The 25,563-nt window shown below is 36.8% G+C and carries 22 protein-coding genes and 2 pseudogenes; 9 read left to right on the top strand and 15 right to left on the bottom strand.

The genetic code is table 11. From position 1 onward, the window contains the following. Positions 1–203 precede the first annotated feature (203 nt). The 5 genes and pseudogenes from ACEN4N_RS08500 to ACEN4N_RS08480 all read right to left on the bottom strand — a co-directional run bounded on the left by ACEN4N_RS08500 (position 204) and on the right by ACEN4N_RS08480 (position 3,373). Positions 204–986: an alpha/beta fold hydrolase gene (locus tag ACEN4N_RS08500; RefSeq protein ID WP_407094038.1), complete on the bottom strand. Its 783-nt coding sequence runs from the start codon at positions 984–986 to the stop codon at positions 204–206. A 72-nt stretch (positions 987–1,058) separates the two neighbouring features. Then, a pseudogene (locus tag ACEN4N_RS08495) lies at positions 1,059–1,532 on the bottom strand (S-ribosylhomocysteine lyase). Positions 1,533–1,558: 26 nt separating this feature from the next. Beyond that, on the bottom strand, positions 1,559–2,191 hold the full coding sequence (locus ACEN4N_RS08490; RefSeq protein WP_407090717.1) for a YfbR-like 5'-deoxynucleotidase: 633 nt from the start codon (positions 2,189–2,191) through the stop codon (positions 1,559–1,561). Between the two features lie 82 nt (positions 2,192–2,273). Next, positions 2,274–2,774 carry a GNAT family N-acetyltransferase gene (locus ACEN4N_RS08485; protein WP_407090720.1) on the bottom strand — a complete coding sequence of 167 codons (501 nt, stop codon included), beginning with the start codon at positions 2,772–2,774 and terminating at the stop codon, positions 2,274–2,276. A gap of 242 nt (positions 2,775–3,016) precedes the next feature. After that, the gene (locus ACEN4N_RS08480; protein ID WP_407090716.1) at positions 3,017–3,373 is read right to left on the bottom strand and encodes a hypothetical protein; all 357 of its coding nucleotides are present in this window, start codon (positions 3,371–3,373) and stop codon (positions 3,017–3,019) included. A gap of 97 nt (positions 3,374–3,470) precedes the next feature. Between ACEN4N_RS08480 and ACEN4N_RS08475 the strand changes: the two genes are divergently transcribed. Further along, positions 3,471–4,475, top strand: a complete 1,005-nt coding sequence (locus tag ACEN4N_RS08475; RefSeq protein WP_407090719.1) for an IS30 family transposase — start codon at positions 3,471–3,473, stop codon at positions 4,473–4,475. Here the strand turns inward: ACEN4N_RS08475 and ACEN4N_RS08470 are convergent. The 4 genes and pseudogenes from ACEN4N_RS08470 to ACEN4N_RS08455 form a co-directional block, all read right to left on the bottom strand. Then, a complete protein-coding gene (locus ACEN4N_RS08470) occupies positions 4,436–4,888 on the bottom strand; it encodes a hypothetical protein (protein WP_407090715.1) in 453 nt (150 codons plus the stop codon). The genes ACEN4N_RS08475 and ACEN4N_RS08470 overlap by 40 nt on opposite strands. 232 nt (positions 4,889–5,120) lie before the next feature. Beyond that, positions 5,121–6,446 (bottom strand): annotated as a pseudogene (locus tag ACEN4N_RS08465) (IS1380 family transposase); the annotation flags it as partial. A gap of 575 nt (positions 6,447–7,021) precedes the next feature. Then, positions 7,022–8,806 (bottom strand): ABC transporter ATP-binding protein, encoded by a 1,785-nt coding sequence (locus ACEN4N_RS08460; RefSeq protein ID WP_407090714.1) that lies wholly within the window; start codon positions 8,804–8,806, stop codon positions 7,022–7,024. Then, on the bottom strand, positions 8,799–10,568 hold the full coding sequence (locus ACEN4N_RS08455; protein ID WP_407094037.1) for an ABC transporter ATP-binding protein: 1,770 nt from the start codon (positions 10,566–10,568) through the stop codon (positions 8,799–8,801). The genes ACEN4N_RS08460 and ACEN4N_RS08455 overlap by 8 nt, the downstream gene beginning before the upstream one ends. A 214-nt stretch (positions 10,569–10,782) precedes the next feature. On the opposite strand from ACEN4N_RS08455, the gene ACEN4N_RS08450 reads away from it, so the two are divergent. From ACEN4N_RS08450 to ACEN4N_RS08440, 3 genes are all read left to right on the top strand, one after another. After that, the gene (locus ACEN4N_RS08450; protein ID WP_235888765.1) at positions 10,783–11,496 is read left to right on the top strand and encodes an amino acid ABC transporter permease; all 714 of its coding nucleotides are present in this window, start codon (positions 10,783–10,785) and stop codon (positions 11,494–11,496) included. 24 nt (positions 11,497–11,520) lie between these two features. After that, positions 11,521–12,375: a transporter substrate-binding domain-containing protein gene (locus ACEN4N_RS08445; RefSeq protein ID WP_138404122.1), complete on the top strand. Its 855-nt coding sequence runs from the start codon at positions 11,521–11,523 to the stop codon at positions 12,373–12,375. A 109-nt stretch (positions 12,376–12,484) separates the two neighbouring features. Then, positions 12,485–13,387, top strand: a complete 903-nt coding sequence (locus ACEN4N_RS08440) for a glycerophosphodiester phosphodiesterase (RefSeq protein ID WP_407094036.1) — start codon at positions 12,485–12,487, stop codon at positions 13,385–13,387. Between the two features lie 171 nt (positions 13,388–13,558). On the opposite strand, the gene guaA is transcribed toward ACEN4N_RS08440, so the two are convergent. Both guaA and coaA read right to left on the bottom strand, forming a co-directional pair. Next, on the bottom strand, positions 13,559–15,109 hold the full coding sequence (guaA, locus tag ACEN4N_RS08435; protein ID WP_407094035.1) for a glutamine-hydrolyzing GMP synthase: 1,551 nt from the start codon (positions 15,107–15,109) through the stop codon (positions 13,559–13,561). Positions 15,110–15,127: 18 nt separating this feature from the next. Next, positions 15,128–16,063 carry a type I pantothenate kinase gene (gene coaA, locus ACEN4N_RS08430; RefSeq protein WP_407094034.1) on the bottom strand — a complete coding sequence of 312 codons (936 nt, stop codon included), beginning with the start codon at positions 16,061–16,063 and terminating at the stop codon, positions 15,128–15,130. A 501-nt stretch (positions 16,064–16,564) separates the two neighbouring features. Here coaA and mvk point away from each other — a divergent pair. From mvk to fni, 4 genes are read left to right on the top strand one after another with little or no spacing between them, the layout of a single operon-like run. Beyond that, positions 16,565–17,557 (top strand): mevalonate kinase, encoded by a 993-nt coding sequence (gene mvk, locus ACEN4N_RS08425; protein ID WP_407094033.1) that lies wholly within the window; start codon positions 16,565–16,567, stop codon positions 17,555–17,557. Positions 17,558–17,570: 13 nt separating this feature from the next. Further along, positions 17,571–18,563 carry a diphosphomevalonate decarboxylase gene (gene mvaD / locus ACEN4N_RS08420; RefSeq protein WP_407094032.1) on the top strand — a complete coding sequence of 331 codons (993 nt, stop codon included), beginning with the start codon at positions 17,571–17,573 and terminating at the stop codon, positions 18,561–18,563. Positions 18,564–18,574: 11 nt separating this feature from the next. Next, positions 18,575–19,729: a phosphomevalonate kinase gene (locus tag ACEN4N_RS08415; protein WP_407094031.1), complete on the top strand. Its 1,155-nt coding sequence runs from the start codon at positions 18,575–18,577 to the stop codon at positions 19,727–19,729. 14 nt (positions 19,730–19,743) lie between these two features. Further along, positions 19,744–20,817, top strand: coding sequence for a type 2 isopentenyl-diphosphate Delta-isomerase (fni, locus tag ACEN4N_RS08410; RefSeq protein ID WP_407094030.1), 1,074 nt, complete (start codon positions 19,744–19,746; stop codon positions 20,815–20,817). 48 nt (positions 20,818–20,865) lie between these two features. Here the strand turns inward: fni and ACEN4N_RS08405 are convergent, their stop codons facing one another. Together ACEN4N_RS08405 and rpiA are read right to left on the bottom strand one after the other, a co-directional pair. Continuing rightward, the gene (locus ACEN4N_RS08405; protein ID WP_407094029.1) at positions 20,866–22,170 is read right to left on the bottom strand and encodes a pyrimidine-nucleoside phosphorylase; all 1,305 of its coding nucleotides are present in this window, start codon (positions 22,168–22,170) and stop codon (positions 20,866–20,868) included. A gap of 21 nt (positions 22,171–22,191) precedes the next feature. Further along, a complete protein-coding gene (gene rpiA, locus ACEN4N_RS08400) occupies positions 22,192–22,878 on the bottom strand; it encodes a ribose-5-phosphate isomerase RpiA (protein WP_197104179.1) in 687 nt (228 codons plus the stop codon). A 175-nt stretch (positions 22,879–23,053) separates the two neighbouring features. Between rpiA and ACEN4N_RS08395 the strand changes: the two genes are divergently transcribed. After that, a complete protein-coding gene (locus tag ACEN4N_RS08395; RefSeq protein WP_338489832.1) occupies positions 23,054–23,698 on the top strand; it encodes a CpXC domain-containing protein in 645 nt (214 codons plus the stop codon). 59 nt (positions 23,699–23,757) lie between these two features. Here the strand turns inward: ACEN4N_RS08395 and ACEN4N_RS08390 are convergent, their stop codons facing one another. Both ACEN4N_RS08390 and ACEN4N_RS08385 read right to left on the bottom strand, forming a co-directional pair. After that, positions 23,758–24,714 (bottom strand): glycosyltransferase family 2 protein, encoded by a 957-nt coding sequence (locus tag ACEN4N_RS08390; RefSeq protein WP_407090950.1) that lies wholly within the window; start codon positions 24,712–24,714, stop codon positions 23,758–23,760. Beyond that, positions 24,704–25,165, bottom strand: a complete 462-nt coding sequence (locus ACEN4N_RS08385) for a GtrA family protein (protein WP_407090949.1) — start codon at positions 25,163–25,165, stop codon at positions 24,704–24,706. Before ACEN4N_RS08385 ends, ACEN4N_RS08390 begins: the two co-directional genes overlap by 11 nt. Positions 25,166–25,563 lie beyond the last annotated feature (398 nt).

Raw genomic sequence — 25,563 nt, 5'->3', positions numbered from 1 at the left:
GTGTTTGCCTCCGGCTTCCTTCAGATTCCACCTCACGGTGGACACCCTTGCCTTTAGCTAACAGTTCCTACTGCCAAGTCTGTAGTGGACTTTCACCACCAAGTTATCGCCCATGCCGGGCGCACATAAAAAAAGAACTCAACTGTTGAGTTCTTGAGTCATAACATCTCATGTCACAAAATAGTAAACGTTTTGAGAGATTATTATTGATTTCGTTCGTTATTTAAGAAATCTATAGCCTCTAATAAACTGCGGTAAGGTACGTGATGTCCTCCTGAAGGTTGCTCGCTATAACGAAAATGTTTTCCATGAGATTTTTTCAAATCTTCGGCCAGTAATCGATCATATTTAACTGGAACAACCTCATCTTTGCCACCATGAAAAATGAAGTAAGGTTTTTCTAGTATTTTATTCAAGTTTTCTGCTAACGAATAATGTCTCAAGTCACTGGCTAATCGGTCCATTTGGTCAAAATAATCGTCCCAAATTTCTTTCGGATACTTCTCTTTTCCACCATTTTCATATTGTTGGACTAGCATATCTTTACCGAACGAGACTGGATCTGGACAGCCTATAAAACTAGCTCCAGCTGTTACCCAATCATAAGTTGTCAAAAGCATGGAGGTGGTAAAGCCACCCATCGATATCCCACCAACCGTTATATCAGTGCCGTCATAACCATTTTCTTCCATATATTCTCTTAAAGTAGGCAACTCTTTGACATTTTGAAACAAAATACGATAAAAATCAGTTGTCCCCTCTAATGCTCTATTCTCCTGTTTCCGCTCACCATGCAACAATGCATCGGGCACAAAGACAGCATAACCATCTAATGCAAATACATAGGCTTGCGTCATTAAAGATTCCTTAGCATTTGTCCAACCATGGTAAAAAACCATAACGGGTGCGGATGATTTGACAATATCCTTGTCTTCCACAACTAAAAATGGGATATTTTTAGTTGTCTTTTTTTCGATAGTAATCACTATGGCTACACCTCTACTTTTATCTGATGACAACTAACTATATCGGTTAAATATATCGGTCATAAGCTTTCTCTAAACGACATGACGTTTGAATGGATCGTCACTGATACCCTTCTCTAGGACATGCTTTGAAACTTCTTTAGCCGAAAATAAGGAATGATCGACATAGTTGCCACAACTAACCGCGGTAGTACCTTGAACATCTGACCATTCGATTGAAGAAACAATTTCTTCTAGTGAGGCCTTTAGTGCTACTGCTACATCATGAGCAGTTGGCTCACCCCACATAATCAAATGAAAACCCGTCCGTCAGCCAAACGGCGAACAATCAATCACACCTGGTAAGCGGTCTCTTAGTAAAGAAGCTAGTAGATGCTCGATGGTGTGTATCCCAGCAGTAGGGATTGCACTCACATTTGGTTGAATTAATCGTAGATCAAAATTACAAATGATGTCGCCTTGTGTTCCCTTTTCCGTACCAATCAATCGAACATATGGTGCCAAGACTTTCGTGTGATCTAAAATAAAACTTTCAACTTTTGCCATTATAGGTCTCCGTTTCTTTGAGATTATTAATTTGCCAGAACTTCATCCACGCGATTTAAAAAATCGTCTTTGCCAAAAAAGTCTTTATTGAGTAATTCTGGAAATATATGTGCAAAAAAATATTTGACAGAGGGTCTTTCTTTAAAGGATTGAATAGTGGTTGACGCTTCTAAAAACATCTCTTGATAGACCGGTTCTGGATTGCTGTTCACAATTTCTTCAAAAGATTCATACAATAAATCAACCTTGTCAGCGATTGCCAGTAGCTGTCCCTCTACCGAATCATCCTTCGCCTCAAAAAGTCGCCTACGATAAATCATTTGGAACTCTTCTGGAATTTCCTGATCGATAAACTCAATCGTCATTCGTTCCTCTACTGTATGTAGCATTCCCCGTAATTGTTTATTGGCATATTTTACTGGTGTCTTAATATCCCCAATAAACCTTTCAGTATAATCGTGGTTCAAAGACTTTCCATAGAGTAATTTCCAGTTGATTTCAACACCATTTAATTCCTCAATATCCCCCAACACTTGTGCGATTGATGCTACCCTAAATGAATGCGCAGCAACCGTATGTTCTGTGAACTTAAAAAATCCTGGTGCCCTAGAAATCTTTTCTAAATTGCTAAGTCCCACAATATACTCGTTTAACCCCATCTTATCTCCTCCAATTTTTTATTCTCTATCATAAGCGTTCTTCAGTGATTAATCAACAGCCTCATCACTAATCGTTCAACAATCACACTTTGATATAATCAGATCTTAATAACCCCATAAAATAACTATCACGATAAGTGCCATTCGAGAAGAATTGCTCTTTCATGTTGCCTTCAATCTCAAAACCAATTTTTTTATAGATGTGGACTGCTGGGGCATTACTCGTATCAACATATAGATAGACTTTATGCATATTTAAAATTGAAAATGCATATTCAATCCCCTTTTTCAACGCTTGTTGCGCATAACCAAATCCTCTAAAATTTTCTAAGATAATAATCTGGATCTCACAATTACGATGGATAAAATCGATCCAAACTAACTCAACAACACCGGCAAAATTACCCTCTACATCAATCACAAAACGCCTTTCATGAGTATCATGAATATGTTTATCGTAAAGACTGATTAACTCATCTAACGACTCATATGGCTCTTCGAACCAATAAGCCATTGTATTTCTTTCATTATTGATCTCATGGATAAACTTTAAATCTTCTCGTTCCAGTGCTCTAATTTGCATCATTTAACGCTCCTAAATTCTTTTCCTTTTAGATATCGGTTTCTTTCTCCTGTTGCTCCTGTTTGTCTTGTTGCTTATATTGCCTTATTGCCTCATTCCCTTAATGTCACATATTATCGACTGTTAAAAATATCAACAGTTATCAAAACAGTCTGCTTTTCCGTGTCAATAGAGTGAAGTGACTAATTTAAATGATGTGACTGAAATGACTGAGGTGACTGTTTTGAATGCTGTTAATGATTTCAATCCCAAAATGTTGAACACTCTAATGACTTTGATAAGGCCTCACGAAACAAGGACATGAATGGTTTTTGGTAATTTGGTAGATACTGAGATATAGTAAATGCTTCAGCAAAAAACTCTCGTGTAGATTGTGCTGCGTAAGTACCCATTGTTTCCTTAATAAGACGTTTAAAATGCAAGCGATTCAACCCACTTTGTTTTAATAGAGACTGATAGACAGTTTCGTTTAGGGAATTAGGATGATAGATCAACGCATGATTAAATGCCTTTAAGGTTTTTACATCACGCTTATCGATTTCTCGTAAATTCTCATATTGTTCAGCTATCGCTTGTAGATTCTTATTTGTTTTTAGCATCTTGAATATACACTTTAAGTGCAACACTTAATCCTTAAAAAAGACCCCTAGCTAAATTCCAGTTAAAATAGGGTTGTCCACACTATTTGAAAGGAAGATAGCTATGAGCCACTATAACCATCTTACAATATTTGAACGAGAAAAACTATTTTTAATGTTCAACCAAGGTCATTCTATTCGCACTATTGCCGCTGCCGTCGACCGAAGTCCGTCAACGATCTCTAGAGAACTGAAACGTAATTTTAAGAAGGGGACTTATTCTCCTATCATTGCTCAGACGTTATATTCTTACAGAAAGCAAAACTGTGGGCGAAAGTTGATTTTGTCTAATCCCAAGGTTTGGAAAATCGTTCGAAGGCTATTCGTAGAAGAACAATGGTCACCTGAAGAGATTGCCTATCGATTGAAAGACGAACAGGTAGGTATCCATATAAGTTACCCTACCATTTATCGCGGAATCTACAGGGGTCTATTTGAAACAGAACCACTCAGTAAAGGAAACCGCGGGCTGGTTCGTTCTCTCAGACACCGTGGAAAAACTAGACATACGAAACATCATATTGAGAGAAGAGGTAAAATACAGATCTCTAATACGATTCATGAGCGTCCAGCTACTGCTAATGATCGTTCTGAAATTGGTCATTGGGAGGCAGACACAGTGGCTGGTAAGACGGGTGGTGCTTGTTTAGTTACGCTTACCGACCGTAGATCAAGATACTTGATGAGTGGAAAAATCGAGAAAAAACGATCTGAACTAGTCAGAGATAAGATGATTCATTTATTCTCTTCTATTGAATCTAATCAAGTAAAATCAATTACTCCAGACCGTGGTAAGGAGTTCTCAAAACATTGGGAAATCACTAAAGCTCTTAATAACGTCCCATTCTACTTTCCTGACCCACATGCTCCATGGCAACGAGGGACGAACGAAAACACTTACGGCCTATTAAGAGAGTATTTACCGAAAACAAAAGAGATGGATACGGTCACTGATCAGGTTGTAGATCAATATGTTCGTAAACTCAACTTACGCCCAAGGAAGTGTTTAAACTGGAAAACGCCCTATGAAGTATTTTTTGGTGTAGCGTTGCACTTAATTTGACAATTCAAGATATAAAAAGAGTTCAATAAGTGTGCAAATTCATGGTCGATTGTCGTTAATCCTGATTGATCTGCAATTAAGGGTGAGTTTCTCAACTGGTAGACACGGTGATGAATAGTAACCGACCTCACCTTAGTTTGAAACATATTATGGCTAAAGTTTAAATTGCTATCGAACAATCCATACTGTTTTCCTTTACGCATTCGCGAGACAACATTTGTTGCTTGATAAGCGAGATTACGTTTACTCTTGCGGTCAGTGATTCTGATGAGTCCTTTTGGCAAATCAAATTCGTGATGTAATAAAAGCAAACGTTCACTAATCTCATTGGCAAAGTGTGGTTCAATTCGCTTTAAATTGATACTCTTATACGGACTATCCAAACTAGACTCTTCAACGATTGATTTAATCATTGCTCATTAACCTCTCTACTTTCCCCTCTTTATAAGTAACTCTTAATAAGTAACTTTAATCCTGAATGATTCATAACTTTCTTTTATAAGGATAATTTCCTACTTTTAACCGTTTTTAGCTGTATACTATTTATTTTTAAGCCTATTGGCTTTAGTTTTTATCCTTTTTAACCCTCATGTAAGACATGTTACAGGTATTTAGCCAATTATGGGCGGACTTATCCCTTGGACTTACCCATTTTTTAATATTTCGAGCTAACAAACTAATTTTGGTAATTAGTCGATAGAATATTTTCTGATAGACATGACTAGTACTCATTTTTAAGTACAAACGTCGCCCTGTTTTAACGAGTTTTCCTGCAAATTTAAACAATTTCAATCTTAAAGAGTTAACCTGCATCGTTTGATTTTTTGGCTCTAAGCAGAATCTTTTCATGAGATTAACGAGGTTATAGGTTAAGGCACTAATCCATAAGCGACCAAAATTCTCTATAAAACCTAGACTGTCCGTTTTGCCCATAAAGAAACCATTCTTAGCTTCTTTAATATAATTTTCCATCTGACCACGCTTTTGATAAATAGAGAACACTGTTTGAGCGTTAACATTATCCGAAAGAGTGGTAACAATATAAGTGTGTTCAAATATTAATTCATTGGGGCGCCTAACAGATTTAATGCAAATGCGTCTCGGTTTTGTCCAACTCGCTGCTTGGTAAGTGGTCGAGTAGTAATAGGTTTCATCAGTTGTCCAATCCATGTCGTCATCAATCTTAATATAGCCTTCGGCTAACTTACCTAAAGCCCGATTGCTTTTCAAACGAATCACATAGTTAGCATCTTGTTGTTCACATAACTCATAAATTTCAGGTGTTGCAAAACCGCTATCTCCTCGGACTAAAATGGTTTTATCTAACGTCGGTTGGTGATAATGAGATAACAATGGCGAAAGAAATTTTGCAACATTGGTTGAAGTATAAACGTTACCTGGACGTAGTTCCGCACTTAAAAAATCGCCTGTTAGGCCATCAAACGCTACTAAAGGATGGTATCCAGTTGTGCCATAATGGGCATTGTAAGCTGTGCCTTCTTGCTGGCCATAGGTATCAAAGTGCGTTGAATCTACATCAATGATCAACTCAGAAGAATTCCTGAGAGGTTCGAAACGATTCAGTAACGCTAAATTCAATGTCGAAAAATCTTTGATAGTTTGTTCATCTATCTGCTTAAAAAAGCGTGAGATAGTTGGTTGGGAGGCAACCAAGTGGTTGGGAATAACGGAAAATACTTGATCTTTATTCAGATAATCAGCAGCTGAGTCTGTTGAATATCCGGCAGCTAATTGAAAAATAAGTTGTTCAAGGATATTAACATTGGAATGCTTAAAATGCTTGCGAAAGTCCTTAAAATGAAGGAGTTGACTTGCTAATGTTGAAAAATGAATGTGTTCCATAAACAATTTAAGCACTACTAATCCCGAATCGGTAAATAAAGTACCCCCATTATTTGAAATTGTTAATGAGGGATTGAAATTTGTTGGTATTTCGACTAATCTATTCATTGAGGACCTCTTTCTGTGGGTAGTTTTTTGTCGAATTAACCTTAACAGATTGAGGTTCTTTTTGCACCCTATGGGTGCTGAATGAATAGACTAAAAAAGTTTCTGGAACACTAATATACGTACATTGGTAATAAACTATGAATCATTCAGGTTGGTATATATTACATCAAGATAATGTATTTTTATTTAAAATTTAATATATATTGGGTTGCTATTCACAAGTAAATTTACAACAAGAATAATTATTTCATTTACAGAATTCGCTTTTTAATACAAAGAATGTTATACTAATTAATACGCGAAAGATATTTTTTATGCAAGAATTTAATTTGTTTTGATGAAATTTAATCAAACTGGCGTAACTAAAGGGTTACAAGGATATATTAGAGGTTATGGGAATATATCGTTTAAATGAGAAAGAATTAATTTTAAGTAATAGTTACAAGAAAGAACTTTAGAATAATAATATTGAATAGTTAGGTAGCCTTCTCTTTATTGAGAGGGCTATTGTCTATTTAACAGATTGTTTAGACAAAAAAAGCAAAGTGGCTAGTTAGCACACTTTGCTTTTTTTCTTATACTTTTCCTTGTAAAGATTGCAGGCGGTACATATCGTAATATGTTCCTTCTAATTTAATCAGTTCATCATGATGACCTTGTTCGATAACACGGCCTTTGTGCAGAACGTAGATTTTGTCAGCATCTTTGATTGTTGAAAGTCGGTGGGCAATGACAATTAATGTCGCTTGCTCTCGAATCTTTTCAAGACTTTGTTGTATATACTGCTCCGTCTCCGTATCAATATTGGCCGTAGCTTCGTCTAAAATTAAAATTCGCGGATTTCGAATAATCGTACGTGCAATATTAATTAACTGCTTCTGACCAGCTGATAGTGAAGTTCCCCCCTCACTGATGTGAGAACGATAACCATCTTCCATTGATTTAATAAAGTGATCTGCTCCAGTAAATTCTGCAGCTTCTCTCACTTCTTCATCTGAATAGTTTCCATGTAAACGAATATTGTCATAGAAATTACCATAGAACATGAACGCATCTTGTTGGACTAAGCCGATTTGAGAGCGAATACTTCGTTTGGTGTAACCACGAATATCTTCTTTATCAACGGAAATTAATCCTTGTTGGTATTCGTAGAATCGCATTAACAGATTAATGATTGTACTCTTTCCAGATCCGGTATGACCAACAATCGCAATCATTTCTCCCGGAGACACTTCTAAATCGATATCTTTCAATACAACATTTTTACCATCATACGAGAAATACAAATCATCAATGTTAATCTGACCATCAATCAATGAATCCACTGCATTCGCATTTGGTTGAGGTTCTGTATTCTCATTTGCTAGTAAAGCCATCCCGCGAGAGGCTGAAACTAGCCCATCTTGGTAAATACTCAAGCTGTCTAACATCCCTCCAATTGGATGGAAGAATGACTTAGAATAAGACGTAAAAGCGTAAATAATCCCAATATCAACGACTGAACCCGAAAGTAATTGCGCAGCAAAGATCCAGATGACAATGACCAACACAATTTGTTCAATAAGGTTAATGGCAGGCATTAATAGCACAGCATTCATCTTGAACATATTAGTTCTAGCCACTAAGTATTCCTGGTTTACTTCATCGAATTCTTCTTTCATTCGCTGGGTCTGATTGAATTGTTGAATGAGCCACATCCCCATTGTTGACTCACTTAAGCGCGCATTCACCTTACTTAACGCTTGGCGCATACGACGGTAGATGACAGTACTAATCTTTTGGTAGACGTATATCAAGATGAATATGACGGGGATAAAGGCCATGAAGACCCAAGACATTGATACACTAAGTGAAAACATCGCTACCGCAATCATCGTTGCATTAATAAAACCATCGAAAAATGTTAAAAACACATTCCAAAATTCTTTAATTGTCTCGGTATCATTCGTCACACGTGAGACAACTTCACCATTAGGTGTTTTGTTAAAGTAATCTAAACTTAATTTCCCTAATTTGTGGTACAAATTATTTCGCATATTCGCTACCGTATGCTCGGATGCTAATTTAAAAGTGTAATCTTTAACGTAGACAATGACCATTCTTAAAAGTAATAAAACAAGGTACGTTCCAGCTACTTGTAAAGTAATTTGGATTGTTGCTGAACTTGTCGATAAGTACTCATCAATATATTGTTGAATAATAATAGGTAAGTAAGCTGATAAAGCAGAAGCAATAACCATCATAACAATAGATAAGATAAACCATTTAGTTTCAGATTTCGCAAATGAGAATAAATAACGTAATATGTTCCATTGCTCTTTTAGTGAGAAGCTTGTTTTTCTTTGTTTCGTATTACTCATTGTCTTCCCCACTTTCTGAAATTTTCTGATCTAATTGTTGTTGACGGAACATATTGTCATACCAACCTTCTAACGAGAGTAACCGCTCATGAGTTCCTCGTTCGCTAATATGCCCATTATCTAAGACTAGGATCTCATCTGCACGCATAATTGAACTTAATCGATGAGTCGCTATGATTGTGATCCCTTTTTGACGGAATTCACGTAAGTTCGTTAATATCCTTTGTTCTGTCTTAGCATCCACAGCGGAAAGCGCATCATCCATAATTAATATTTCTGGATTCATCGCTAATGTTCGAGCGATTGAAATCCGTTGCTTCTGCCCACCAGATAAACTCACACCGCGTTCTCCAACCAAGGTATCGTAACCATCTGAGAAAGTTAGGATGTCTTCATGAACATCTGCAACCTTTGCATAATATTCGACTTCTTCTTGTGTCATATTTGGACGACCGAAGCGAATGTTCTCTCGGATTGTCGTTGAGAAAAGTAAGTTGTTCTGTGAAATATACCCAACTCGATCATTTAATTCTGTCATATCAATCTTATTCAGTGGTGTGTTATCAATAAGGATTTCTCCAGATTCAACATCAAAATTTCGCACTAATAAGTTAAACAAGGAACTCTTTCCAGACCCTGTTCGGCCAACAATGCCTAAAGTATCCCCTTCTTCCAGTTTAAAGTGAATATCACTTAAAATTTCTACTTCTGAATCTGGATAACTAAAGGTATTAATATTTACTTTTAAATCATTATATTCTAAGTTTTTAACAGGATTGGGATCATTGACGACACTTGCTTTTTCAGATAGCAAATCAGTTACTCGATCATAACTCGCATTCCCGCGCTCCATTGTATTCACTAATCTTCCAACAGCTAATAATGGCCAAGTCATATTTCCTAAATAACTTAGGTAAGCGATTAAGTCTCCTAAAGTAATACGACCATTTTGGATAAAGTATGTCCCAAAAAAGATCGTTAATACATAAGTTAAACCAGTAATCACATCGATGACAGGCGTATAAGCCGAATCAATTCGGAATACTTTCTTGTTCTTTTCAACGACATTGTCCGTTTCTTTAACAAAATCTAGGTAATCCTCTTCCTCTTCCTCTTCACCGAAAGCTTTAATCACTTTCATTCCGGAGACACTCTCTTGTACATGATCATTCATATCAGAGAAAGCTTTTAATGACCCTCTAAAATACTTATTAATTAATTTTCCTAAATATTGGGCAACAAAAATCAATAATGGGAAAGGTAAAATAGTAAACAAGGTCAATTGCCAGTCAATAATAAAAATCATTGAAAACAAAGTCACGACAGTGATTGATAAGGAATCAGTTAAAGTAATAATTCCCCCACCAGCAACAAAGCGTAAAGCAGCTAAGTCATTCGTCGCATGTGCCATTAAATCACCAGTACGATATTGCCCGTAAAACTTCTGATCCATCTTAGTAAAATGATCAAACAAACGGTTACGCATAATCGCTTCTAACAATGTTGAATTCCCAAACAAATTACTGCGCCACATGTATCTTAATCCATACATAAGTGAGCCAATACCAAGGAGTAATCCAGTCTGTTGTATTAAGTGGTCCCAAGTAATAGTCCCGGTTGCCATTGAATCGACTAATCCTCCGATAATTAATGGGATAATCGCTGATAAGATGGCACAGGTAGTTAAGCCACCTATGGCAAGTGCATAGGTTTTCCATCTCAGTTTAAAGAACCATGCTAATTTTTTGAATATTGCAAACATATTAACCTCACTTCAATCTATGAAAATTCTTAAAACGCAGTATATTAATTATAGTCAAAATAGTGTTTTAATGTCAATGATGGCTCCTTTTTTCATCAGATTTGTTCTTCCAATTATATATAGAAAACGCAATTCAAAAACTTGTATTTATTAAAATCTAGTGATAACATACTTATTGTTTATATTTTTTCAAAGGAGAGGATCAGTGACTAAAATTATTTTATCAGATATCAGATGGGATTATATTTTTAATCCCCAACTTGCGCTTGAAAGTATCCCTTTTGTACTCGAAGGGCTTAGTTATACGATTGCTATCTCACTGTTAAGTTTCATCCTGAGTCTTATCGGAGGAACAATCCTTGCCCTTATGCGAATCTCAAGATCAAGGCTACTTAGAATCCTCGCTCGGTTCTATGTTTCTTTCTTCAGAGGTGTGCCAGTACTCGTGACCTTATTCTTTTTATACTTTGGTCTCCCTTTAGCCAATCTTATGCTGACAGCTATTCAAGCTTCGGTCCTTGGCTTTGGACTAACAAGCAGTGCTTACAGTTCTGAGATTATTCGCTCAGCTATTGAAAGCATCGACAAGGGTCAGTGGGAAGCTGCTCAGTCTTTGGGATTGAATCGACGAAAAGTTTTGAGAAAAATTATTTTCCCTCAAGCCACTCGTATTGCGATTCCTGCCTTGAGTAACGTCTTATTGGACTTGGTAAAAGGAAGCTCACTGACAGCCATGATTACTGTTCCAGAAATCTTCCAAAAAGCTAAAATTGTCGGTGGAGCTAATAATGACTATATGACCATGTACTTTCTTATCGCAATTATTTATTGGATTATCTGTGTTATTTATGGTTTCTTACAAGATTACTTAGAGCGACTATATAAGCCAGATCAGATAACTCCCCCTAGCAAACGCATGTCTCCTTAGAATTAAAAATGATTGGAGTAAAAAATGTTCAAAAAATTCTTTAGTGCATTAGTTATCGTTTCACTTTTCTTCACACAATTCACGGCTGTCTCAGCTCAAGAAGATGATTCCTTAAGTCGCGTAGAAGAAAGAGGTCATCTCATCGCAGCCATATCAGGTACGCTCTACCCTAGTGGTTATTATAATGAGGACAACGAATTAGTTGGATATAATATTGATATAATTCGTGAGGTAGCTGATCGCCTAGGTCTTGAAGTTGAGTTCATGGAGATGGGTGTTGACGGAATGTTAACATCTGTGAAGTCAGGTCAAGTTGACTTGGTCGCTGAAGGAGTTCAACCCACTGCTGAACGTGAGAAAGATTTCTTAATCGGTGAACCTATTAAATACAGTTTCACTTCGATCGTTGTCCGTTTATCTGATAATTCAGGTATTGAATCGATTGAAGACTTTGCTGGTAAAAAAGCTGCTGGTGGAGCGACAACCAACTATATGCAAGTAGCCGCTCAATTAGGAGCTGAACTTGTGACTTATGACAACGCAACAAACGATCAATATTTCCTAGATGTTGCGAATGGACGTACTGACTTCATCCCTAATGACTACTACTTACAAAAGACTTCTATTGATTTCTTTAGCGACTTAGGTGTTAAACTTGGGAATGTATTCTACAACCCTTCATTCAGTGCCTTCGTCTATAATAATGAATCAAACGCGCTTCAAGAAGCTATTGATGCTGTCTTAGTTGAGATGAAAGAAGATGGCACTTTAGCAGAGATCTCCGCTCAATACTTTAATGGTGATGATGTGTCCGTTGAACAAGAAGAAATCAACGGCATCAAAATTAGTGACCTTCCAGTAATTGAGTTAGAAGACTAATCTACGAATGAAAACACCTGAGACAATGATGTTCTTAGGTGTTTTTCTTTCTAACTATCTTATAAAAATTTTGATATAATTAATCTATCAAGATGATAGGAGGATCACTATGAGCTCACTATGGAAGAAAACATTAGGTATCGCGGGTGTAGTAATTCCAACTTGGTTAGCAATCTATGCATGGCCACCTAAAGAAAAAACGACACCCTTTAATTATGAGAAACAAGACAGACCCTTAAATATAGCCCACCGCGGAGGTTGTGCCCTGGCACCTGAGGAAACCTTAGAAGCATTCGCTAGGTCTGCACAAGCCGGAGCAGACATGTTCGAGTATGATGTTCATATTACCAAAGATGGATATCTCATTGCCAGTCATGACCCTACTGTCGATAGAATTACAGATGGGAGTGGCTATATTAACCAACTCACTTTAACTGAGATTAAATCGTTCGATGCGGGTGTAACATTCCAAGATTTAGAAGGTAATTATCCTTATCAAGATCAAGGTGTTCAACTAGCAACTGTCGAAGAGATATTCTTATTATTCCCTCACACACCTGCTGTCATTGAATTAAAAGATACTAATGACCCAGCGCTTTACGAAGACTTAATTCAAGAGATGTGGCGTCTAATTCAAAAGTACCATATGGAAGATAAAGTCGTTATAGGCAGTTTCGACCATAAGATTAACAGACGCTTCAAAGAAGTATCTCAAGGTCAAGTAGCTATTGGTGCGGGTGAAAGTGAAGCAACCTCTTACTTAACGAGGATGATTTTAAGGCTGAATGGGATTGCACATACAGATGCGCAAGCTTTCCAACTACCAACAAATCAACATGGACTAGATTTGACGCAGAAGAATATCATTAACGGTTCACGTCAACGCGGAATAGATGTTTATTACTGGACGATTAACGACGAAGAAACTATGCGTGATTTGATCGCTAAAGGTGTTGATGGGATTATGACAGATAATCCTGAGTTGTTGGAGAAAGTGTTGGATGAGGGATAATTCACAAGAAATAAGGCTGGATGACAAATTTCATGTCGTCCAGCCTATTTCCTTTAATATTTCTTATTCCCAGCAGTAAGGTCCTGACTTTTCCCGGCGTCTTCGACTTGGAAAAAGCCTAGTACTCTTTGCAGGTATAACACCAACATTTTCTCTTCAAGAAAATTGGTGTTACTCCCACTCAATTGTTGAAGGTGGTTTACCTGTCACATCATACACTACACGGTTAACGTGAGGGATTTCATTAACAATTCGTTTACTAATTTCATGTAAAACTTCCCATGGAATGCGAGCGAACTCACTTGTCATACCGTCAATAGACGTTACCGCACGAATTCCGACCATATGATCGTAAGTACGGCCATCTCCCATAACCCCAACACTTCTTACATTTGGTAAAGTCGTAAAGTATTGCCAAATATCACGGTCTAAACCATGCTTAGCAATTTCTTCTCGTAAGATTGCATCAGATTCACGAACGATTTCAACTTTTTCTTCAGTAATTTCACCTAACACACGAATTCCTAATCCTGGTCCTGGGAATGGTTGACGCCATACGATTGAATCTGGCATACCTAAAGCTGTACCTAAAGCACGGACTTCATCTTTGAATAATGTATTCAGTGGTTCAATTAATTCAAACTGCATATCTTCTGGTAAGCCTCCCACGTTGTGGTGAGATTTAATTGTTTGAGCTGTTTTTGTTCCAGATTCAATAATATCTGTATAAAGTGTTCCTTGGGCTAAGAAATCAATGCCTTCTAATTTAGTTGCTTCATCATCGAAGACATAAATAAATTCATTCCCGATAATTTTACGTTTTTCTTCTGGATCACTTACCCCTCTTAATTTAGAGAAGAATCTCTCTTTAGCATCAATACGGATAATGTTTAAGCCGAATTCTTCTAAGGCAGCCATTACGTGGTCACCTTCGTTTTTACGTAGTAGACCATGATCGACAAAGATACACACTAATTGATCGCCAATCGCTTTTTGTAAAAGCACACCAACGACACTTGAATCGACTCCACCAGATAAAGCTAATAATACTTTACGGTCTCCAACAAGTTCGCGGACTTTAGCAATCTCAATATCAATAAAGTTCTCCATTGACCATTCTCCAGAAACGTTACAAATATTGAAGATAAAGTTACGTAACATGTCATTTCCATGAACACTTGCACGCACTTCTGGGTGGAATTGAACACCATAAATTTGACGCTCTGTATTCTCAAAAGCAGCAATCGGTGTACTTTCATTACTTGCTGTGACAGCAAAGCCTTCAGGTACCTTTGTAATTAAATCCGAGTGACTCATTAAAACTGTTTCTGTTTCGGCTAAGTCTTCAAAAATTCCCGCTTCGTTATTACTGATGTTAATTGGCATTTGGCCGTATTCACGTTTGTTCGACCCTTCAACTTCTCCGCCAAATAATTTAGTAGTTAATTGCATTCCGTAACAAATTCCAAATACTGGAAGACCTAAGTCATAAATAGCTGGATCAATATCAAATGAGCCTGGAGCATAGACACTATGAGGCCCTCCTGAAAGGATAATTCCTTTAACTCCAGTCATTTCTTTGATTTCTTCAGCTGTTGTGTCATTGGGTAATAATTCACTGAATACGCCAAATTCACGGATACGTCTAGTAATTAATTGATTGTATTGACTTCCAAAGTCTAATACAACGATTTTCTCAATATCTAATAAATTTGTTTCCATGCAATTCTCCTTTTTTAATCAATATTTACGTACGTAAACATTGTCAATCGAATGATTCTTCCCTTTATATAAGATTACATCAGCCCGACCTCTTGTTGGTTGAATATGTTGAACAAGATTGGTTAAGTTAATTGTATACCAAATTTCATTCCCGTAGTCTTCTACTTTTTCAGATGGCCATTTGGTAATTTCATAGAAATAGTTCGTTGGATCATCTTTCGCTGATTCCATGTGCATCTTGAACCGGTCCATAAACCAGCTTTTAATATGAAGTGGATCGGCATCTATATAGATTGAAAAATCAAAAAACTCATTCATATACGTTTGTTGGTTTTCCGGTAGTTGAAAGGCATTAATCCCTTCAACAATTAAGATATCAGGTTTCTTCATAACTTGAACTTCTCCTGGTACTATATCATAGATTTCATGTGAATATGTCGGATATTCAACATCCTCTACCCCAATTTTTACCTTACTCATAAACTCTAGTAAACGAGGCATGTCATAACTTTCCGGGAATCCTTTCCGTTTCATTATTCCACGTCGTTCTAGTTCTTCATTTGGGTATAGAAATCCATCGGTTGTCACTAATTCAATTTGCTTCTCAGGATAGTATTTCTGAAGCAAGCGCTGAAGTACTCTCGCTGAAGTACTCTTTCCTACTGCGACACTTCCGGATACACCAATCATGAATGTATTATTCTCAAATGAACTTTTCTCACCGATAATATCAAAGAATTTATCACGTTCTACTTCATATTCATCTTTGTTCTTAAGCATTACATCAATATAATGAACTAGTGGGACGTAGACTTCTTTCACATCTTGTTGTGATAATCGGTCGTTTAAGGAAACCAATTCTTCCAATCCTACAATTGGTTTTAGGTTTCCTTTCATTTGGTTAAATTGTTCCCATTCTTTTCTAGAATAATGTGTAAATAATTCGCTAGTCAAATGACCACTCCTTAGACTTTACTTTAATTATAAGTATTTTAGCACTCTCCAGGAATAGTTTAAAGGCTTGAAAGAAACCATTTTCATAAATTTTACTAACAACGACTATAACTTCTAATTATCCACTCAAAAAAAGCGTGATGATTAAAGCTTCGGGACGATTTATTGCAAAAACTGTTGAATATTATATAATTAAACTATCAATACGATTGAATTTCTTAGTGTATTAATTTTAGAATTTTACTACGGTTAAAAGTAATACACAATAAAACTCCGATAAATAAACTAGAAATTCGAGTGAATGTTCGGGTTTTAGCTTATCTCATTCGATATTTTTATAGATACATTTAATTAAAATATATAGAAATAGCCACTTTTTTTAACACTATTCCTTATGGAAATGCTTACTAAAGGTTGTATTCTAATAGTATTTATGTAAAATAATAATGTGATATAATAATAATATTTTATATAAATAAAAAAAGTGATGGGAGGTAGAAAATGGACATATCAAAGCGACATAATTATCAATCTAAATTAATGACTTCAAATGCGAAACAACTTATTGGTATAGGTAAGGCTCATAGTAAGATTATATTGATGGGAGAGCATGCGGTTGTCTACGACTACCCTGCGATTGCATTACCTTTTAATTCGGCCAATGTGACTGTGACGATCACTCCTTCTAAATCTAATCATACTTACATTCATAGTTCATATTATGATGGCATTATAGAAGATGCGCCGGAATCTTTAGATAACCTTAAGCAAGCTATTGAAGTGACTCTGAGTAGCTTTAAATTAGCGAATACGCCTATGGATATTACTATCGATAGTTCGATTCCTTCAGGGCGAGGTATGGGTTCGTCAGCTGCGGTTAGTGTCGCGCTAGTTCGTGCTTTGTGTGATTTTTACAAGCAAGAAATATCTGATTATCAGTTGAATTTCATTGTGAATCAAGCCGAGGTTATCGCCCATGAATCAACAAGTGGTTTAGATACTCTTTTAGCTAGTACAAATTCACCGGTTATTTATCGTAAAAGTCAAACAGCGAAAACGATTAAAATTAACCTAGATGCTTACTTAGTTGTAGCTGACAGTGATATGCCAGGTCAGACGAAGACAGCCGTGAGTAAGGTGAGTCAATTAAAAGAATCGAAACCAGATTTTATTAGAACGGTGATGAGGGCCATTGGTGGCTTTGTCCAACAATCTGTTGAAGCGATTCAAGCGAAAGATATCAATGAATTAGGTCGCTTGATGACATATAACCATTACTATCTCAATCAATTAGAGATTTCAAATGCCCATATTGACCGTATCGTTAACGCTGCTTGGATAGCCGGTGCTTTAGGTGCTAAACTTACAGGCGGAGGCTTAGGTGGCTGTGTAATCGCACTAGCTCAAACTAAAGTCGAAGCCGATTTGATTCAACAAGCAATGATGGATGCGGGCGCAACAAAAACTTGGTCATTAGATTTAAAAACAATATAAGGTGAGGTTTATAATGCAACATAAACAAATGGATACAACAACGTATCGTGCTTATACTAACATTGCTTTAATTAAGTATTGGGGAAAACGAAACAAAGAATTGTTCCTTCCCGTTACAAGTAGTCTTTCTTTGACGCTTGATCAATTTTATACTGAAACAACTTTAGAATGGAATTCTCAATCCAATGAGGATACCTTTACCTTAGATGGTCAAATACAAGACATTAACGCGATCGAGAAAGTATCGCGTTTTATTAATATGTTCAGAGATTTATCTGGTATACATCGACCAGTACACGTAAACAGTACCAATCATGTTCCAACTGCAGCCGGTCTTGCCTCTTCGGCATCGGCTTTTGCAGCTTTAGCTAGTGCCTGTAATGATTTATTTGAGACAAATCTATCGAATAAAGAACTGTCTACCTACGCTCGTCGTGGTTCTGGAAGTGCTACTCGTAGTTTATTTGGTGGCTTTACCGTTTGGCATAAAGGAATTGGGAACGAATCGGATTCAAGTTTTGCTGAGATGATTGATGAGGCTGATTGGGATATTGGTATGCTTGTTGTTATGATTAATAAAGAACAAAAGAAAATTAGTAGTCGTGTCGGAATGGAACATACTATCGAAACTTCTCCTTTCTACAAACTTTGGCCGGAAACAGTGGCTGAAGATTTGGAAGCAATCATTCCTGCCATTGAGAATAGAGATTTTCCGACGATTGGACAAATCGCAGAACATAATGCGATGAAGATGCATGCGACGATTATTGCTGCTGATCCAAGTATGACTTATTGGGAACCAGAATCTTTAACTGCAATGAACATCGTTAGAGACCTTCGTGAAGCAGGCATTCCATGTTACTTTACAATGGATGCTGGACCAAACGTGAAAGTTCTTTGCCGTTTAAGTCAGGCCGAAGAAATAAAAAAAGCCTTTGAAAAACATTTTTCAAGTGATCGTCTAGTTATTACTGGACCTGGAAAAGGCCCGCATAAGATTAGTTAGGAGTGTAGATATTGTCAACACAAACATCGATACAGGATCTTTTCAATCGAACATCCCCCAATGAATCTAGTACCGTTAAAGTACCAGGGAAATTATTTATAACGGGTGAATATGCGATTTTATTCCCGAAACAACCGGCTATTATTATAGCGGTTGATCAGTTCTTAACTGCTCAAGTTACAGCGAGTGACCTTGCTGAAGGTGGGGTAATAACGACTAATTTGTCAGAATTAGGTCCTTTGAATTATGATCGAAAAGATAATCATTTCCACGTTGCACCAAATACTGCAACTGGTTGGCATTATTGTATTAATGCGATTCGTGTAACTGAATCACTTTTAAATAGCTTAAAAGTACCACTTTTAAATTATAATATTCAATTTAATTCAGACTTAATTAATAAAGATGGGTTAAAATTCGGTTTAGGCTCAAGTGGCGCGATTGTCGTGGCGACGATTAAAGGCATATTAGCTTATCATGGTGTACAAGCATTAGACCATGTGACTATCTTTAAACTGGCTGCGATTGCGTTGACTTTATCGAAATCAAATGGGAGTTTGGCTGATATCGCGACAATTACGACTGGTGGCTGGGTTTATTATCAATCTTTTGACCGTCAGTGGCTGAAAGAGATGGTTCACGCAAACACACCGGTAGCTTCATTGCTATTAAAGGATTGGCCAGACCTTGTTATTGAGTCCTTAAGTGTTCCGGATGAATTAGCTTTATTGATTGGGTGGACGCAATCCCCTGCTTCCACTGAGAACTTAGTTGGGCAATTACTTGATCAATTAAATCAAGCTGATGACCAATTCAAAGCATTCTTAAAGAATGCAAAAGCATCGGTTGAACGCATGCGAATTGGCTTTCAAGAAAAGAACTTAACTGTCATTCAAGATGAGATTCAAGTATATCGTCAATTACTCTTAGAATTGAGTCATACCTATCAACTAAACATCGAAACGAATGAACTGACTCAATTTATTGAAACAGCACTTCCTCACTCATACATTGCTAAGTCCTCTGGGGCTGGTGGTGGAGATTGCGGCATTGCTATTGGCCATAAAGATATCGAGACAGAGACTTTAATTAAAGATCGGGAATTGGATGATATTGTATCTTTACCACTGCAAGTGACTCCCCCCTTCTCTACGGAAACAACATAGTATCGGAGGCAATTATGACAAAAGAAAATCAACCTTCACTTGCTCAACAACGAAAAGATGATCATGTGAACTTGGCATTAGAACAACAAAGTAAATTACAAACATCTGCGTTTGATGATATTCGCTTTATGCATCATTCATTCAGCGAGGTGAAATTTGACCAAATAGATACCTCAACTCAATGGGCAAATACGACACACCGTTTTCCTTTCTATATCAATGGAATGACCGGTGGTTCAACCTATACGAAACAATTCAATGATTCACTATCAAAACTTGCGCATGAGACAGGCTTAGCGATGGCATCAGGTTCTGTCAGCGTCGCTTTGAAAGAACCTGAAGTCAGAGATTCGTTTACGATTATTCGAAAAAATAACCCGAATGGCTTTGTTATGGCAAACTTAGGCGCACATCATGACTTAGAAAATGCTAAACGCGCCGTTGACTTATTAGAAGCAAATGCCTTACAAATCCATCTGAATACACCCCAAGAAGTTGTCATGCCTGAAGGTGACCGTGATTTCTCAACTTGGAAAGAAAATATTCAACAAATTGTTGAAGGTTTAGACGTTCCAGTGATTGTTAAAGAAGTTGGTTTTGGAATGAGTAAAGAAACCATGGAAGAATTAATTTCACTAGGTGTTAAAAACATCGATGTCAGTGGGCGAGGTGGCACAAACTTCGTTAATATCGAAAATGACCGCCGTGATACGATTGATTTCAGCCTCCTAGGCGAATGGGGACAAACAACTCCTGAATCTTTATTAGAATCACTTTCCTTACAAAAAGAAGTGAATATTCTTGCCAGTGGTGGAGTCAGAAGCTTTTACGATATCGTAAAAGCACTTGCGCTTGGAGCTAAAGCAACTGGCCTATCTGGTAAATTACTTCAGACAGTCCACTTAGAAGGTGTCGATGCTGCTACACAAATCGTTCTAGATTGGGAGAAAGCGATCAAACATATGCTTCTATTACTCAACTGTCATAACATCCAAGAACTACAAGAAACCCAATTATTACTACGTGGTCCACTACGTGAATATGCTGAATTACGTGAGATTGATTATAAATACCTTGCAAGACGTTAAAAAAATCCCATTGCCTCTTCAATGAGACAATGGGATTTTTAGTATTTTCTATGCATGGTTAATTGTATCAACAATTAATTGAATTGGTTCACTATGGTCACTAATCTTAAAGGCTTTTGTTAATTTATCTTTAACTTCAGAAATATCTTCTGTATTCGAGTGAATAACAACAATCGGATCGCCTTTTTTAACTGAATCTCCAACTTTCGCTTTAAGAACTACACCAACCGCTGGATCGATATCATCAGTATACTTCTCGCGCCCTGCGCCAAGTAAACTACAAGCCACTCCGACTTCATGTGCTGTCCAATCACTAATAACACCATCACGGTCTGCTTTAATTTCAGTTTGATATGCCGCTTGTGGCAGTAAGCTAGGGTCATCAACAACTGCTGGGTTTCCACCTTGATGTTCAACAAACTGACGGAGTGTTTCTAACGCCTCTCCATTGTCGATTTTTTCTTGTAGTAAGGCTTTACCTTCTTCTAAGGTTTCGACTTTATTCGCAGCCATTAACATTTGGCTCCCTAATACTAGACATAACTCAGTTAAGTCGCTTGGTCCTTCGCCTTTTAATGTATCAATCGCTTCTTTAATTTCTAAAGCATTCCCAACAGCAAAGCCAAGTGGTTGACTCATATCAGAGATAACTGCTAATGTCTTACGGTTCACTTGTTCACCAATTTGGACCATTGTTTTAGCTAATTGACGCGCATCATCAACGGTCTTCATGAACGCACCGTCGCCTACTTTGACATCCAGTACAATTGCATCGGCACCTGAGGCAATTTTCTTACTCATAATGGAACTCGCAATTAATGGAATCGATTGAATGGTACTTGTCACATCACGTAATGAGTACATCTTCTTATCTGCGGGTGCTAAGTTACCAGTTTGTCCAACAACCGCCACTTTATTCTTATTCACTAGTTCGATAAATTTCTCAATTGGTACTTCAATCTTAAAGCCTTCAATGGCTTCAAATTTATCTAAGGTTCCACCGGTATGGCCTAGACCCCGTCCACTCATCTTAGCAACGGGAACACCTGCACTCGCAACTAATGGCGCAAGGACAATCGTTGTTGTGTCTCCTACTCCACCCGTTGAATGCTTATCAACTTTAACGCCATCAATTCCAGATAAATCAATCTGATCTCCACTTTCAACCATAGCCATAGTTAAATGACTGGCTTCTTTTTCATTCATACCTTGGAAGTATATTGCCATCATCCAAGCACTCAATTGATAATCCGGGATAGACTCATCAGTCAAACCTTCCACCATAAAGCGAATTTCTGCTTCGCTTAACTCTTCACCCATTTGTTTTTTCTCAATGATATCAACAACTCTCATAACTTACCTCCAATTCTTAGATTATTTGCTTCTTGTAATTTCTTGTACATTTCCTTCAGCATCACTTGATAATATGACATCAGGATAATTTAAAAATAAACCATGTTCGACAACCCCAACCATATTACTTAGCTCAAATGCTAATTGATGAGGATTTTGAATCACATCTAAATTTAAATCAATAATATAATTACCAGAATCTGTAATAAATAATGTATCTTGACCTGATTTTCTAAATGTAGGATTCATGCCAGACTGATCGAAGGTACGGAATAACTTCCAACTACCAAATTGAACAATTTCGACCGGTAGTGGGAATTTACCTAAAGTGTCGACTAATTTATCTTCCGTCACAATCCAAATAATACGTCGACTGTTTTGGGCAACAATTTTCTCATGGAGTAATGCGCCCCCACCACCTTTAATACCGTTAAAATCACGAGTCGTCTCATCAGCACCATCAACAAGCAAATCAATAAAGTTCACATCATCAAGCGAACGACTCTCAATGCCTAATGATTGCATTTGTGTTAATGTCTGACGTGACGTCGCAACTCCAACAATGTGTTTCAATTCGCCAGCTTGTATTCTTTTTCCAACTTCATCTATAAAGAAATATGCAGTTGATCCTGTACCAAAGCCAACTACCATCCCATCTTCCACATAATCTGCTGCTTTTCGTCCAACAGCTTCTTTACCTAAAGACATTTGTCATCCACCTTATCTTTTCTCCTATTTGAGCTCCTATTCACTTTGGTAGCCCTATCAATTAAATTATAGCATACTCATGATTACTTGTTGCCTTTGATATCGTATAAATTATCTATTTTTGTTATAATGAATGTATTGACTATATCAATAGAACAGCTTCTAGGAGGATTCAATGAAACAAGTAGTTAAAATTAAATGCCCTGTGTGTGAAACACCCGCTTCACAAGAAGTAGAAACACGTGTAAACTCAAAATTACAGCCGAACTTGAAAAAAGACTTATTAAATGGCCAACTACAATATTTTGAATGTGGTAATTGTGGTACACGCAGACAAATCGAAACAGAATTCTTATATCATGATCCAATAAAAGAATTTATGGTCTTTTTAGTACCAAACTTAAAAAATAAACAAGATCAATTGAGTACACTTTTAGAAAATGTGACTCGCGACGAGAAAGTGGACTTATCTGATTACGAATTGCGTATTGTGACACACCATGCTGATTTAATAGAAAAAATTCAATTATTTGATCATCACTATAATGACCGTGAAGTTGAAATTGTTAAATTGTTGACTGATGGGTTATTTGCGAAAGAAAAACCGAATGAAGATGTTAAATCGCGCTTCTTTTATATGAAAGATGGCGTACCAAAAATTATGTACATTACGGCTAATGAACAACTTTTAGTTGATTTTAGTGATAATTTACTTAAATTCGCCAAAGACAAATATAAGAAGATAGTGAATACAACAGAAACTGGTCAATTCCATTTAATCAATGCGGAATGGGCGGCACATGCTTTAAGTAGTAACTAATTAAATAAAACCATCTAAATCTCTTTACAAATTGCGTTTGAGATTTAGACGGTTTTTTATTATTGTTCAATTTCTTTGCGTGTATGAGCTTCTTTTACAATATAGAGTGGGCGACGCTTAGTTTCATTAAAGATTTTAGCGACGTACTTACCAACAATACCTAAACAGAATAATTGCAGACCACCCATACCAACGATGAGTACCGCTAGACTAGGCCAGCCTGGTGTTGTTGCTCCGAGAAGAACTGTCTTAACGATAATGTAGATTCCATAAATACTTGAAAGGATAAAGATAATTAAACCTAGCATACTTGCAAATGTTAAAGGCGCATCTGAGAAACTGATGATGCCATCGAAAGCATATCGAATGAGTTGGGTAAAAGACCAAGATGAATCGCCGGCGCTTCGCTCAACATTATAGTAATCTAAATACTTCACTTTATAACCGACCCAACTAAAGATCCCTTTAGAGAATCGATTTCTCTCTGGCAAGCTTAATACAGCATCGACAACTTCGCGCTTCATTAAACGATAGTCTCGAACACCTTCTTCTAATTTGACATCCGAGATGACATTATTCAACTTATAGTATAAATTGGCGAAGAATGATCTCACTGGCGGCTCACCCTCACGGCTTACGCGCTTCGTTCCTACAACATCATAGTCTTCTTCTGTAATTAATCGATGCATCTCAACAAGCATCTCAGGGGGGTCTTGTAAGTCCGCATCCATTAAAGCAACCCACTCACCTTGAGCATACTCAAGCCCTGCCATAATTCCCGCTTCTTTACCAAAATTTCTTGAGAAAGAGATGTAGCTAACTCTATCTGGATATTTTGCAGCTAATTGCTTAATAACTGCAAGTGTATTGTCACGAGATCCATCATTTACAAATAATGTCTCAATAAAAACAGATGGCAATTTCTTTTGAGTTTCTAAAATCGCATCCATAAAAATTTCCAGCGTATCCTCTTCATTATAAGAAGGAACGACAATCGTCATAATATTACTTGTCAAAATGATTTGCCTCCTTAACAGCAACTTTTTCGGTATGTACCGAATTGATTGGTTCATCTTCACTCGAATCATCTAGTAGAATTTTCCGCGATACAAAGTTAAATATCATCACAAAACCTGTGACGAAAATCTTACTTATCATGACTGCCACACCAAACCATTCTACAAATACGAACATCAAAATCTGTGTCAAGATAAGTCCGACGATACTCAGTGATAAGAAGATTGTAAATTCTTTATAGCGTTGGTCTTTTCCAAACTTACTAACAAAAATAAATCGCATACTTGCCCAATAATTAAATACGGTGGCAATAATGAACGCGATGGCTGTGCCGATTAAGTAATTCATGCCCAGTATTTCATAGCTAATATATAGCACAATAAAATCAATCAGTGTTGAGATCCCACCGACAACAGCAAAGTTAAAAAACTGTTGTATCAAACGTTTCATTCATTATCCTTCTTTCTATACTTTATTAAATCATTCATAGGTTGATAGACAAAAAATGATTCTCTTTCTATTTATGCTTACAATCAAACTACTTTATATGTGTGTTTCATTATACACACTGATTATGTTCAAAATTACTACCCTTAATAGTAACGGATTTTAGGCCAATATAAAAGCATAACATGCCGTCCGTTGTTTTATTCTCATGTTTAAAAAATGAGGTTTGTTTCCAAACCTCATTCTACACTTTAGTTGTTATATATTTATGAATATTTATCCTGAATAATTCATACTTTTAAATATTGAGTTATTCTAGTCGTTATTTTTCAATTTTGGATCACTTTATCGAAATTAAAATATTTTAATCGATTTTCTAAGCTAAAGAAAAACTTTTTAGT

The sequence above is a fragment of the Ruoffia sp. FAM 20857 genome (assembly GCF_045528645.1).
GTDB lineage: Bacteria > Bacillota > Bacilli > Lactobacillales > Aerococcaceae > Ruoffia > Ruoffia halotolerans.
Note: the sequence above shows the minus strand (reverse complement) of the source record. Positions and strands in the feature narration are given on the sequence as shown.

Excerpts from the sequence above, each read along its gene's own strand:
- ACEN4N_RS08485 (WP_407090720.1), bottom strand. The coding sequence starts at position 2,774 with ATGCAAATTAGAGCACTGGAACGAGAAGATTTAAAGTTTATCCATGAG.
- guaA (WP_407094035.1), bottom strand. The coding sequence starts at position 15,109 with ATGGAAACAAATTTATTAGATATTGAGAAAATCGTTGTATTAGACTTT.
- ACEN4N_RS08440 (WP_407094036.1), top strand. The coding sequence starts at position 12,485 with ATGAGCTCACTATGGAAGAAAACATTAGGTATCGCGGGTGTAGTAATT.
- ACEN4N_RS08405 (WP_407094029.1), bottom strand. The coding sequence starts at position 22,170 with ATGAGAGTTGTTGATATCATTGAGAAAAAACAAATGGGTGAAGAGTTA.
- ACEN4N_RS08480 (WP_407090716.1), bottom strand. The coding sequence starts at position 3,373 with ATGCTAAAAACAAATAAGAATCTACAAGCGATAGCTGAACAATATGAG.
- ACEN4N_RS08395 (WP_338489832.1), top strand. The coding sequence starts at position 23,054 with ATGAAACAAGTAGTTAAAATTAAATGCCCTGTGTGTGAAACACCCGCT.
- ACEN4N_RS08470 (WP_407090715.1), bottom strand. The coding sequence starts at position 4,888 with ATGATTAAATCAATCGTTGAAGAGTCTAGTTTGGATAGTCCGTATAAG.
- mvaD (WP_407094032.1), top strand. The coding sequence starts at position 17,571 with ATGCAACATAAACAAATGGATACAACAACGTATCGTGCTTATACTAAC.
- ACEN4N_RS08490 (WP_407090717.1), bottom strand. The coding sequence starts at position 2,191 with ATGGGGTTAAACGAGTATATTGTGGGACTTAGCAATTTAGAAAAGATT.
- ACEN4N_RS08385 (WP_407090949.1), bottom strand. The coding sequence starts at position 25,165 with ATGAAACGTTTGATACAACAGTTTTTTAACTTTGCTGTTGTCGGTGGG.
- rpiA (WP_197104179.1), bottom strand. The coding sequence starts at position 22,878 with ATGTCTTTAGGTAAAGAAGCTGTTGGACGAAAAGCAGCAGATTATGTG.
- mvk (WP_407094033.1), top strand. The coding sequence starts at position 16,565 with ATGGACATATCAAAGCGACATAATTATCAATCTAAATTAATGACTTCA.
- fni (WP_407094030.1), top strand. The coding sequence starts at position 19,744 with ATGACAAAAGAAAATCAACCTTCACTTGCTCAACAACGAAAAGATGAT.
- ACEN4N_RS08460 (WP_407090714.1), bottom strand. The coding sequence starts at position 8,806 with ATGAGTAATACGAAACAAAGAAAAACAAGCTTCTCACTAAAAGAGCAA.
- ACEN4N_RS08455 (WP_407094037.1), bottom strand. The coding sequence starts at position 10,568 with ATGTTTGCAATATTCAAAAAATTAGCATGGTTCTTTAAACTGAGATGG.
- ACEN4N_RS08445 (WP_138404122.1), top strand. The coding sequence starts at position 11,521 with ATGTTCAAAAAATTCTTTAGTGCATTAGTTATCGTTTCACTTTTCTTC.